The organism is Kolteria novifilia (genome assembly GCA_007748055.1).
GTDB classification, from domain to species: domain Bacteria; phylum Planctomycetota; class Planctomycetia; order Kolteriales; family Kolteriaceae; genus Kolteria; species Kolteria novifilia.
The window spans coordinates 5,066,793-5,079,242 of record CP036279.1; the positions used below are offsets into that span (position 1 = coordinate 5,066,793).

The 12,450-nt window shown below is 62.8% G+C and carries 8 protein-coding genes; 4 read left to right on the forward strand and 4 right to left on the reverse strand.

The features are described from left to right. Positions 1 to 130 precede the first annotated feature (130 nt). Positions 131 to 2,626: a heme-binding protein gene (locus tag Pan216_RS18595; RefSeq protein ID WP_419192703.1), complete on the forward strand. Its 2,496-nt coding sequence runs from the start codon at positions 131 to 133 to the stop codon at positions 2,624 to 2,626. A 47-nt stretch (positions 2,627 to 2,673) separates the two neighbouring features. Next, the gene (locus Pan216_RS18600) at positions 2,674 to 3,090 is read left to right on the forward strand and encodes a hypothetical protein (protein ID WP_145260192.1); all 417 of its coding nucleotides are present in this window, start codon (positions 2,674 to 2,676) and stop codon (positions 3,088 to 3,090) included. Between the two features lie 248 nt (positions 3,091 to 3,338). Here the strand turns inward: Pan216_RS18600 and Pan216_RS18605 are convergent, their stop codons facing one another. Further along, positions 3,339 to 4,418, reverse strand: coding sequence for an Lpg1974 family pore-forming outer membrane protein (locus Pan216_RS18605; protein WP_145260194.1), 1,080 nt, complete (start codon positions 4,416 to 4,418; stop codon positions 3,339 to 3,341). Positions 4,419 to 5,084: 666 nt separating this feature from the next. On the opposite strand from Pan216_RS18605, the gene Pan216_RS18610 reads away from it, so the two are divergent. Together Pan216_RS18610 and Pan216_RS18615 are read left to right on the forward strand one after the other, a co-directional pair. Then, complete coding sequence (locus Pan216_RS18610; RefSeq protein WP_419192704.1) at positions 5,085 to 6,587, forward strand: multiheme c-type cytochrome; 1,503 nt, start codon at positions 5,085 to 5,087, stop codon at positions 6,585 to 6,587. Then, the gene (locus Pan216_RS18615) at positions 6,584 to 8,188 is read left to right on the forward strand and encodes a multiheme c-type cytochrome (RefSeq protein WP_145260198.1); all 1,605 of its coding nucleotides are present in this window, start codon (positions 6,584 to 6,586) and stop codon (positions 8,186 to 8,188) included. Before Pan216_RS18610 ends, Pan216_RS18615 begins: the two co-directional genes overlap by 4 nt. A 169-nt stretch (positions 8,189 to 8,357) precedes the next feature. Here Pan216_RS18615 and Pan216_RS18620 read toward each other — a convergent pair whose 3' ends face one another. From Pan216_RS18620 to Pan216_RS18630, 3 genes are read right to left on the reverse strand one after another with little or no spacing between them, the layout of a single operon-like run. Further along, the gene (locus tag Pan216_RS18620; protein ID WP_419192705.1) at positions 8,358 to 9,728 is read right to left on the reverse strand and encodes a multiheme c-type cytochrome; all 1,371 of its coding nucleotides are present in this window, start codon (positions 9,726 to 9,728) and stop codon (positions 8,358 to 8,360) included. Further along, positions 9,725 to 11,308, reverse strand: coding sequence for a cytochrome c3 family protein (locus Pan216_RS18625; protein WP_145260202.1), 1,584 nt, complete (start codon positions 11,306 to 11,308; stop codon positions 9,725 to 9,727). The genes Pan216_RS18620 and Pan216_RS18625 overlap by 4 nt, the downstream gene beginning before the upstream one ends. Positions 11,309 to 11,349: 41 nt before the next feature. Continuing rightward, positions 11,350 to 12,393, reverse strand: coding sequence for a hypothetical protein (locus Pan216_RS18630; RefSeq protein WP_145260220.1), 1,044 nt, complete (start codon positions 12,391 to 12,393; stop codon positions 11,350 to 11,352). Between the last annotated feature and the right edge of the window lie 57 nt (positions 12,394 to 12,450).

Genomic DNA, 12,450 nt, shown 5'->3' on the forward strand with positions numbered 1-12,450 from the left:
CCGTTGGTATCCATGCTGACGATCTGATTCGAGGTCAACGATGTCACAATCGCGCCCCTTGCCCTCCCCCGCGAGGAAAGGACCGTCCAGAAGAGACCTCCGTCTCGAGGCGCTCGAGGATCGAACGGTGATGGATGCCTCCTTCGCCTTCGACGCGGGCATCCTCCACATCACCGGATCCGAGAACGCCGACGAGATCACCGTCGGACGCGTCGGGGCCGAGATCGTCATTCTCGACCGGGTCGTCGAAGTCGGACGGGTCGCCAGCCTCCCCGTCGAGCAGATTCGCGTCGACGCGGGTGGAGGGGACGACCTCATCGTCGTCGGGTTGGGCGTCGAGCAACCAACCGTCCTCTTCGGAGGATCGGGCAGCGACGTCATCATCAACGACGGCGGAACCTCCCAAATCCATGGCGGAGATGGAGACGACACCCTCATGGGTGGGGAGGCCGCCGATGCCATCTTCGGTGGCGCCGGGGACGACTCGATTGACGGCGGCGCCGGCAAGGACATCCTTCGCGGCGGCGACGGCAATGACATCGTCCAAGGCGGTTTTGGCACCGATCGCGTCGAAGGCAACGCCGGCGACGACCAACTCTTCGGCAACGAAGGGGTCGATCAGCTCTTCGGAGGACTGGGCAATGACGTCCTCGATGGCGGCGCCAACAACGACGCCTTGTATGGGGACGCCGGTGATGACTCCTTCTTGCGTGGAGGAGGCAACGACGCGATCGTCGGCGGCATTGGGGAGGACTTCGACGTCGATCAAGGGATCGTGATCGAAGACGAGATGCCCGTCCTGGGCAATCTCGCGCTCGGAGCCAACGAGGAATCGGTCGAGACGCTCACCGCCGCGGAAGTTGAGACGCTCCTTCAGCGTGCATCGGCGGCGACATCCAGCAATGACGCCATCATCGTCGTCGTCGATCGGGTCGGTCGTATCCTCGGTGTCCAGATCGAGGACGGCGTCGCGCCCCAGTTCCAAGTCACGGGCGATGCCCAAGTCTTCGCCGTGGATGGGGCGGTCGCGAAAGCCCGAACTGGCGCCTTCTTCGCCAACAACGGAGCGCCGCTGACATCGCGAACTGTCGAATTCATCAGCCAAACCACGATCACGCAGCGTGAAATCGAGAGCAACCCGAGCGTTGCCGATCCGCTGAGCCGCGGACCGGGCTTCGTCGCTCCCCAGGGTATCGGGGGCCACTTCCCGCCCGACATCGATTTCACCCCTCACGCGGCCCTCTTCGCCATCGAACATACCAATCGCGACAGCGCGATCCAATCGGGTGTCGATGGCATCATCGGCACGGCGGATGACGCGATCCTCGACGGTGTCTTTAACTCCGAATCACTTCCCGGTGGCTTGAGTCCGGCGGTGCTTCCCTTCCCCGAGTCGTTCGGCGGACCGGGGTATGTCTCGCGCGGCATCGCGACCCTGCCTGGCGGCATCCCGCTCTTCAAGGAGCGCCAGGACGGCTCGGGTAGACTCGATCTCGTCGGCGGTATCGGCGTCTTCTTCCCGGGAGAGACCGGGTTCGCGAGCGAGGAAAACTCGGCGCTGAGCACCGACTTCGATCCCTCCAAACCCGACCGCTCCCTCGAGGCCGAGTACATCGCGTTTGTCGCCGCGGGGGGCAGCAGCGGTGGAAACGCCTCCTTCTCGGGACCGGTCGGCAACGCGCCGGCGCTGCCGAACTTCGATCTTCCCTTCGGCCGCATCGACCTCGACGGCATCACCCTGCCGGTCTACGGACCGGGGAATCCGTTCGAAGGCGTTCAACAACTCGTCGACTTTGGACTGTCGCTTGGCACCGGTAGCGTCAACGGCGTCACCCTCGCCGCCGCCGATGGCCAGCTCGCTCCGGTCGGGTGGCTGATCGGTCCGCGCGACGCGCCCGATGGCTCGATCTCCGCGGCCGAAGTCCAAGCGATCATCGAACAGGGAATCAACCAAGCGACTCTGACCAGGGCCGGCATTCGGCTACCACTTGGCTCGACGGCGGCGATGGTCCTTTCCGTTTCCGACACCGACGGCAACGTCCTTGGGCTCTTCCGCATGCCCGACGCCACGATCTTCTCGATCGATGTCGCAGTCGCCAAGTCGCGCAACACGGCCTATTACGCCGATCCGGCCGCGCTTCAGCCCATCGACCAGATTCCGGGAGTCGCACCGGGCGTGGCCTTCTCCAACAGGACGATTCGCTTCTTGGCCGAACCCCAGTTCCCCTCGGGGATCGACGGCAACCCGCCCCCCTTCTCGATTCTCACCGATGGGGGCGTCGATCCGGAGACCGGAGCCTCGATCGGGCCGCCCATGTCCGCCGACGACTTCACGTCGGTGATGGGCCATGACGCCTTCTTCCCGAACACGAACTTCCGCGACCCGGACAACATCGCCAACCAGAACGGGATCGTCTTCTTTCCGGGAAGCACGGCCATCTTCAAGAATGGCCAACTCGTCGGCGGGTTGGGGGTCAGCGGTGACGGCGTGGAGCAGGACGATGTCGTCACGTTCGTGGGCGCCCAGGGCTTCATGCCCCCGACGAATCAACGGCCGGACGAGTCATTCTTCCAGGACGTTCGCCTGCCCTACCTCAAGTTCAACCGGAATCCGAACCGATTGTAAAGATAGGCAACCCCGCAAGGACGAACTTGGCGGCGAAAGGCTCCCTTATGAGACGTCCATTGACATACTGTCTGTCCCTCACGCTCCTGCTCGCGGGGTCGGCACTCGGTTCTCAGCACGAGAAGCACAAACAGAAGACGCTCCCGAAACGACAGGCCAAGCAAGCCTGCGCCCACACGCAACGCCGTGCGGGTTGCCCGCAGAACGTCGCATGCTATGCGAAGATCCCCTATCGATACGGTTATCGGGGAGGTTGGGTCGGCGGCGGAGCCCCTCGGTTCTGTCGTCGCCGTCCCGCGAGTCCCTGTGAAGGAACGTGGGGACAGGACTACAACGGGATTTGCCGCAAGCGGAGCATCTTCCTCGGCTGGTTCTGCAAACCGCACTACCAGGCAGGTCTCGGCTCCTACGAGTCCGAAGGTGGCCCTCACGTCCCGATGCCACCCGTTCTCAAGGAGTTCTAGGCTTCGACTCAAGAATTGATCGTCGGCACGAGGATCACTCAGCGAGTGGGTGCGGGACGAGAAAGGCGAAGCCAAGACCGTCAAGGTCTTGGCGCCCATGACTCAAGGCGAATCCGCGGGATCGGACCAGGGCGCCAAGCTACCTTGTAGCGCTTGGCTTGATCTAGCCCGACAAAGTCCCGCGCCGACGTAGCCAGCCAAAGCCAGAGTCGACTCTTGAGGCGAATTCTAGTCGACGGCCGAAGCCGCTATCGCTGGAACATCACGCGAAGAAACAACCCGTCGATCGTCAGGTCGCTCGATTCCTCGACGACTTTGCCGACGTTGATGTCGTCCGTGAAGGACGGCTGTCGATTGAGACCGAACCAATTGACGATCTCGTAGCCGAGCCGCACCTGGGCGTGCTTCCACGTCCAGGCGATGCCGACCGCTAGTTCGCCGATCGGAACGACTTGGTCGTAGTCCTGTTCGAAAGTCACCACGGTCATCTGACCGTCGTTGGCGGTCTCATTCCACTGAGTCTTGGTATCGCCGACGAGAAGCGAAGCCCCCGCCCTTCCAAACAAGGAGAGAGCCGCTCCTTCGAATGGGCGAAAATCTCCCTCGCCAGCCAAACGAAGTCCGCCGCCGCGAAAACGACTGGGTACCGAGACCTGGGTCCGGTTGAAGTTCTGCCCATCGTAGAGCGTGTCGAAACGCTGATCGATGATCCCCACGCGACCGCCGGCAATGAGCCTGGTCTGCAACGTGTCCTGAATGGTGGCGAAGGCACGCGACCACTCGAGATCGATCACGTCGTAGTCGAGACTAGCGGTGGAACTGGCGAAATTGGCGAAGGGAGTACTCGTCGGGTGAGCCAACGTCGCGATCACCCGTTCTCCCGGCTGGGCGCTGACGCTCCCCTTCGCCGACGAGTGAAGATACGTGTAGAAGACTCCCAACCGACTCGCACGACTTCCACTCGTCAGGCCACCGCCGATACGCAAGCCGCTGTTGGCCGGAAGCGAGAGGTCGATCAACTCACCATTCGGAGCATTGATGGCAATGTTCTGATCGAGGATCGCATAGTCCAGGTTTAGACGCCGCGGTTTCAGAAAGAGGTAGTCGGCCTCCACGAACCACGACGGTCTCCCACCCGGGCAACGGTCGATCAACGTCGCGTCGTGCGAATCGACCACGTGAACCGTTTGGTCCGTGAACTCCGTGGAAATGTATTCGGCGTCCGCCGGCGTCGCGGGCACCTGGACCTGGGCGCTCGCGTCGCTCGCAAAGCAAGTGAACAGCGCGAAGGCTCCCAACCATCGACCGATCTGTCGTCGCATTCTCATGGACCTTTCCCCACGGAGAACCGTAGCGGTGTCTCGACACCGGGCCTGGCTTGGCTATCGACGTCCACCCCCAAACAGGGACGCCACCGACGTCGAGAAGGAGGGTTCGTCCCCCCTCCTCGCCCTGTGCGTGTTTTCTTGGAAGTGCGCCGGATAGCAGCATCCGACCGATGAATCAACCTCAACTCAGGACTCGAGGGGCGGTGGCGTCACTAGGCGTCGTCTCAAGAGTAGATCGTTGGCCCGAGGCTCAGCGAGTCGAGGCATCCCGACAGAGTCCCGCGCCAACGTAGCCAGAGCCAACGTTTGGGACGGAGCCTAGTACACCGTCAAACGTCTAACTTCGGGTTGCCGGTGACGTAACTCGTTCTCACTGGCTGACAAGCAGCCAGTGGCACCCGAACACTAGGTCTTGACGGGGAACTTGTCCCTCTCTCGGCGGGAGACGAGACGACGCCTCCCTTCGACGGGTGTCGACATCCGCCATGGGAAGCGGGGAAGACTTGCGAACCGAAGCGGTCTTGCGAGAACACGATCCGATCCCGGCTGGGAAAGGTGCCGGGACATCCATCAGAATTGGTATGCTTTAGCTAGCGTCTCCAAATCCAATGCGGCGAGACCGATCTTGTTTCATGCCAGGCCATGGCAATGGACGAATCAACTTCCATGTACCAAGATCGCGCGAGTATCGAACGACTTGCCTCCCCCGCCCAAGGGTCGCTCTGGCGCCTGCTGGCCGCCTTGGCCGTCTTGGGCACGGGTATCGCCGTCGTGGTCGGTGGCCATCGCGTCGCCCGATCGGAAGTCCCGGCCGTTGAGTCCACGCCCATTCCCCAGTTCATCGGCGTCGACTCTTGTGCCTCGGCGTCCTGCCACGGTGATGTCGGTTCCGCGGCCGACAGCTCCTGCGCCTACACCACGTGGGCCAGCAACGATCCGCACGCGCGAGCCTATCAGGTGCTGTTCAACGAACGCTCTCAACAGATGCTCTCGCGATTGGGCATCGCCGTCGACGACACCGCATCGCCCGCGTACTTCCAGGCATTGCGTGAACAACGGTGCCTCTATTGCCACGGCACCGCGACTCCAAGCGATGGTGGCGTCGAGCCCGACGAGGCGATCGTCAGCCAGGGCGTCGGATGCGAAATGTGTCACGGTCCCGCACGGCAATGGCTGCTCCCACATTTTCAGGATCCTCATTGGAGCGACCGCGGCCCCGCCGAAAAGTCGCGATTGGGGATGGTCGACATGGCCAACTTGCCGCTTCGCGTGCGAACATGCACCAAGTGCCACGTGGGCGCCAGCGGCATGGACGTCAACCACGACCTCATCGCCGCGGGCCATCCTCGCTTGACGTTCGAAGCGGCCGCATACCACGCGCTGTGGCCAAAGCACTGGGATTACGCGGAGCAGCGACTCGCCGACCCGGGCTTGCCGACCCAACTCTGGAAGATCGGCCAGCAACAGTCGGCCGTCGCCGCGACGGAGCTGCTGCACCAGCGTGCCCAGCATGCCGCTGATGGCGGAACCTGGCCCGAACTGGCGGAGTACGACTGTTACGCCTGTCATCACAGTTTGGCGGACCAAGCCTGGCGAAAGCGACGCTACGAGTCCGAAGGCCTGACCGGTGGGCTCCCCTGGAACGAATGGTACACGGCCATGCTCCCGTCGCTTGCGACCGGGACGGCTTCTCCACAAGCTCACGCGGCGCTGAACTCCCTGAAGAAGCTGCGAAACGCGATGACCAAGGGGGACTATCCCACGCCGTCGGCCCAGCAAGTTGCCGACACTTCGCGCGAGGCACTCAACCGTCTTCAGGATTGGATCGCGTCCGAAGCGGCGGCCCCAGTCGTCACCGGCGAGTTGATCGCCGCGGTGGGCGAGTCGGGACCGACGAGCGATCTCGGAACTTGGGACGCGATGACGCAACGTTATCTCGCCCTCGTCGCCTTGGCCGATGGAGCGCGCGTCCCATTGTCGGATCCCGTGTATGAGGATCTGCGAAAGCTGCGGAAATTGCTCACTTTTCCGACGGTTCGCGAGTCTATCGACCAAAAACGACGAACGATTGATTACGATAGTCCAGCAACGTTCGAACCTCGAGATGTCCAGCAACTGCTCGAGAAGATCGAGAGCCGACTAATAGCCAACGACGCGAACGAGCCATGAAACAAGCCTCTCTCTTCCGACTGCGACTGATGCTCCTTGCGGCCCTGCTCTGCTCGGCGGGAGTCGTCTTCGAAAACCAACTCCTGGGAAGCGACCCACCGGCGCGTCTGGAACTCACCGCGCCCGCCTACCATCCCGAGGACAAGTTCCTCGGCGTCAAGGAGTGCCACCTTTGTCATCGCCGCGGGGCGGAAGACAATGCGTGGGTTCGCCTCGACGAAGTTCATCGTTGGGAGTCGATGGACCGGCATTCCCAAGCCTACAAGACGCTCGAGTCGGAACGTTCGGCGACGATGATCGAGATCCTTCGTCGCTCGGATCGAGGCTGGTCGGACAAGCCGGCCTACCAGCAAGATCGCTGCCTGAATTGTCACGCCCTCAACTGTCCGGTGGAACTCCGCGGGGAGCGTTTCGAGATCAGCAACGGCATTGGCTGCGGCGCGTGCCATGGTCCGTCGGAGCGTTGGTTGATTCAACACCACCGCACCAACTGGCGCACCGAATCGGAAGAGAAGAAGCAGAGTCTCGGCATGATTCCGCTTCAGAACCCGGCGGTGAAGACGAAGCTCTGCCTCTCTTGTCACCTCGGCAATACGGCTGAGGGCAAGGTCGTCACTCACGAGATGTACGCGGCCGGGCACCCCATTCTGCCCGGGTTTGAAGTGGAGACCTACAGCGATCTCGAGCCGCCCCACTGGAGAACGCTTCACCAGAAGCTACTCGAACTGGGCGCCGACGACGAGAAGGAACGCGAGCAGATCGAGAAGGTGATCAAGGCTCGGAACAAGGACTTCGCCGACTACGAACGAGCGACGACGGTTCTCGTTGGGGGAGTGATCGGGCTGCGTCAGACCGTGATGCTCTTGGGAACTCAAGCCCATCTCGCCGACGAGGCGCTGCATCGTCCGAAGAAAGATGGCGTGTCGAGCGACATGCCCGCCTGGCCCCGACTCGCCCAGTTCGACTGCGCGGCCTGCCACCACGACCTACGCCAGCCGAGTTGGCGCATCCGTCGCGGCTTCACCGGCAAGCCGGGACGCCCGGGCATCCGACAGTGGCCGACGGCGCTTACCAAACTCGCCATCGTTCACCTCGGCCGGACTCCGGACGAGGCCGATGAGGAGATCGCCAAGGGACTCAAACCCCTGCGAGAGGCACTCGACCAGCAGCCCTTCGGCCGACCCGAACGGATCGCCGCCGCCGCGGACACCGTCCTGGCTTGGGCCGACCAGTTGCTCAAGGAAATCAACGCGAAGAAACTCGACGACGCTGCCGCCGAACGGCTCTTGAGCGAGATCTGCCTCCTTGGCGGCAAGGAAATTCTCGACTTCGACTCGGCACGGCAGTTGGCGTGGGCCTATCGAGTGACATCCGAGGAAATGGCTCAGCGAAGCCGCATGGAGCCGACCTCGGCAGAGAGTTCGATCCTCGCGCAACTCAACAAGGAACTCTACTTGGGACTTGCTCCCGGTCGGGAACGCAAGCAAACCGCCATCGAGGCGAAAGAGTGGGCGACCGACTACGCCACTCGTCTCCAGGCCAGAATGGACTACGACCCCGAGCGAGTTCAGAAGCTCTTCGCCCGCCTAGCAGCCCGTTGATCTATTCGCTGCCCACTCGTGCGGGAGTGTGCTGAATCAGGGGCGTTTTCGGCATGCCCCCACGTCCAGCGTGGGCATGGCACCCAACGTTTCTTGGGCAATGAATTAGCCAATCAGGACACTAGAAGCGATCGTCGTTTCGGCCAAGCCGGACCAACCGTCGAAGTAATCAGTCGTTCGATGTCTTCGGCGGTTCGAACGTTCGCGGGCTGTCGAATCCATCGGGGACGACGAGCCGTTTCCCCAACTTCCGCAACCGTTCGGCGAGCGCCGGATCGCTTCCGCCCATCTCTCGCAGCGCCTGATAGAGAATGGCTCCGCTCAGGAAACGTTGCAACGCGGCATCCCAACTCCCGTCGGAGTCATCCTCCAGCACGGCTTCGAGCAACGCCTCGACATCGTCGCGCGTCAACGATTCGTCATGGCTCCGCTGGATGCGATCGAGCCAATCGGGCAACGCCTCCGCCACCGAGCGTGCCGTGGTCGCGATCGCATGACGCTCGGCGACCGGGGTGGACATCTTCCGTGACAAGTCGGCGAGCGAGTTGGCGATCGAGCGTTTTGGCGGCAATGCCGCGGACTTGGCGAGCCTCGAAAGCTGCCCCGTGTAGAAGTCGTTCCAAGGCATCATTCCCGCCGACGATCGCTGCCGACGCCAACGTTGATCCTGAAGGTCATGATGGCAAGCGTAGCAGTCGTATTCGGCGAGTTCCGGCCAAGGCCGCGACTCGTCCTCGGCGCGTTGGGCGAGCATCTCGAGCGCCGCCTCCGGAACGACCACTTGGCCGGTCAGCCAAAGATCGGCAAGATCGGCTCCCTTCTCCGCCGGCCAGTGCCGCGCCAACGACTCGTGGTAGGACGCCGCTTCGAACAGGAGCCTAGGGTGGCCCGCGGCGATGAGGTCGTGATTGACCTCTCGATTACCCAGCGAGACGTGGCAACTCGCGCAAAGCTGGAGCCGAACCGTCAAATTGTCGGTGTCGATCATGCCGAGTTCGGCCTTCTTTTTCTGAATCTCTTCAGTGTCGTACCGCGATGACCAGCCGACGTGGGACTTCACCCACTTCTCCGCCGGCCCGTGGCACGACTCACAGCCGACCCCGTCGCTGAGGAGAAACCGCTCGCCGCGCTGACTCTTGGGAACGTAGGTCGCGTGGCACTCGAGACAGAGCCCGACGCGAGTGGCCGGCTTGGTGAAGCCCAACCGCTGGACAATCTGTCGCGAGAGCTTGCTCTTGAGGACGTCGTATGCTCGCGAGTGTGGATCGGCATGTGCCCAGGTCGTGTACTCGCAACCCGGTTCTCCAATGTCGCCGACGTCTCCGTGACACGGCTGGGCCGAACAGCTCGACACCCCTAGGTAGAGGGGCCCCGCCTTGGCCACCGAGCCGTCGTGTGGGCTGGAGGGCGTGGACTCCACATCGGCGCTTCGCACCACTCCCACCGTGAGCGCGATGGCGATCGACACGCCGACGACGGACCATCGGATCGTTCGGCGCTGCTCGAAGGTTCGCCATTGGCGAGGATGGGAAGAGTTCACGGCTGATCCGACGTTGATGTGGGGACTCGCGTTGGTTCGACGTTGTCGCTATCGTAGCGGCCATCCATGATCGCCTCAATCAGCATCCGTCCATCGGACCGCATCGACTTGCTCTCGGCGTGAACGTGATAGCCATGACACGACACGCACGAATCGCGCACCCGACGCGCGAAACCCGACTCGCCGTGACACGTCCGGCAGTTGTCGATCGCCGGCATCAAGACGTCGGCGGCCGAATGACTCTCCCCCACCGACTGATGACAGTCCTGGCAGCGCAGGAAACGATGGCTGTCGTGATCGAAGTCGCTCTTGGGGAGCCAGGTATCGGGGATGTTGACGTCGACCACCCGCCAAATCGGCCATGGCTTCGTCGGAGATTGCTCCGTGGAGGCCCCGTCCGAGGGTTCCTCGCTCTTCCCGCCCACCATCTCGACGTCTTCATCCAGGGGCGGTGTGAAGTCGAAGCTGTTCCGCCGCCACCGCGCGGGCAGTTCCGCCAGTTCCTCCGATGTCTCGACGACGACGTGGCAGTAGCGGCAGCCTCCCCCTCGACCGGCGAGCATGCGTTTGGCCTGATCGAGAGACGTCGTCGGCGTGGATGGGGCGGGCGACGAGTCCGAACCGGAAAGTCGGCCGAGAGCGTCCGCGACGACATCATCGACTCGACGACGGCTGGCGGAACGGTCGAACCGAGGCCCATCGTCGGTCGCGCTCCACTCGTCCTCGATGGAGTCGGCATACTTCGCTTGCAAGAAGCCCACGACGAGGTCCGGCGAGCCGTGAGGAACCGTCTCTCCCGGAAACCGCGCTCGATCGAACTCGAGGGCGTTGCGATGACACGCGGCGCAGTCGCGTTCGTAGCTGATCGGGAGAAAGCCCTTACCCGATTCCTCCGGCACGTGGCAGGAACGGCACGTGAGCCCCTCTTGCAATCCCGACGCCCCGAGAAAGAGCGCGAGCTTCTCCGGATCCTTCGGCATGTGGGCGGAGTGGCTGAAGAAGAGAGCGCCCGGATCGGTCGCCTGATCGCCGTCGCGATGGATCGCGAAGGGAGGATGCGTCTCGAAATCGACGACGCTGTTGGCGAGCGTCGTCTCGGGATGGATCGCGCTGAGATTGGCGTGGCATCCGGTGCAGTGGTTGTCGGAGACGTCGATCAGGGCCGCCATGCCCTCGTGTTCCTGATGGCACGTCGCGCAGTGCGGGTTCAAGCGCACATCCGTCGAACGTTGGCCGGCGAAGTGATCGCCAACATCGTGACAGTGGCGACATCGCGCATCAGAGGTCGAGGGACTGGTGGACGAGTCGAGTTGCATCGTCAGCAAGCGTGCGAACGGCATGAAGGAGCGATCGTGGCAAGCTTGGCAGTCGTTCTCGAACATCGCGTGAGGCTCGGTGACCGGACCGGCTTCGAACGCGGAGTAGTCCCCCACCGCCATCAAGGCGACCATCAAGGCGCAGGTGACGACGAGTAGGAGCATGCCCAACCGGAAACGCAGTTGCCGCCAGGGAGGAGTCTCCCGGACATACGTGATGTCGATTCGCTGCAGGATCGGTTTCGTCCCGCGTTCAATGGTCATCGATTACTCCGACACCAACGATCTGAGAGCCGACGCGAGTCTCAGTAGTACCCGGCCGTGATCACGTGAGCGACAATCAACACATACAAGCCGACCGAAAGCGGCACATGGAGGAGCAACCACTGCTGCATCCACGATTGCAACCGCGCCTGTTCGGCCAACTGGCGCCGCAGATCGGCAAAGTCTTCGAGTTTCTCCACGAGATGATGAAGCGGACCGGTCGCGGCGACTTGTGCGTGAAGGCGACCGAACGCGTTGATCACCGTCAGGCAGCGCCGCGGACTGCGCGACATTTTCTCGGGACCGAGGAAGCGTCGCAGTTCTTCCGTGTAAAACGACCGCACCGAGTCGCTTCCGGGAGCTCCCTCGATGACGTCCGGTTCGACATACTCTTCCGCGTCGGTCTCGGGCGGAATCGCTTCGCTCACGTAGACGCGCTGCTTCAAGTCATCGAACTCGGTTTTCCCGACGACCAAGACATCGGTGGCCATCTTCGCTTTGGGGATGGGTTCGCCCTTCTTCGGCCGCGGGCCACGTAGTTTCGTCCACCGTCGCTCGAGCAGCGGTGACGGTTCGCATTCGATGGGACCGCAGAGAGCCGAGACCTGGACATCGGCCTCGGCTTGGATGACCGCGCACACGTGCGGGATCTGTTCGTAGATCGTTTCGCGGGCGACGCGATCGGTCATGCCACGCGGCAGAGCGTGCTGTACCAGAACACCGAAGATGCCACTGAGCATGACGATGCCGTAGCAGATCCAAAGCGCGATCTCCAGCGGTCCTCCCAGACCGAACCCGGCATGAAAGAGCAGCAAGGGAAAGGTCAACAGGCCAAGCCAAATGTGGGCTCGGAGCCAAGTCTGGGCCCGGCCCAGTGCCAAACGGGGAAACCTCTTGCGAAGGTTCAAGAGGCCGAGAAAGACCATCAGCGCGGTCGCCAGCACGCCGTAAACCATGCCCGGTCCGGAGCCGCCCGTCGGACCGTTGACGGCCAGCAAGGCATAGGGGACGTAGGTCGCGGTCGCGAGTGCCGTCAGGACGACAACCGTGATGATCCAGTTTCGATGGGTCGAGTCGAGGAGCATGCTCTCACGTCCAAGGCCGCGACGTCATTCGCCAGCGGCGGTATCGATTCATGCGAG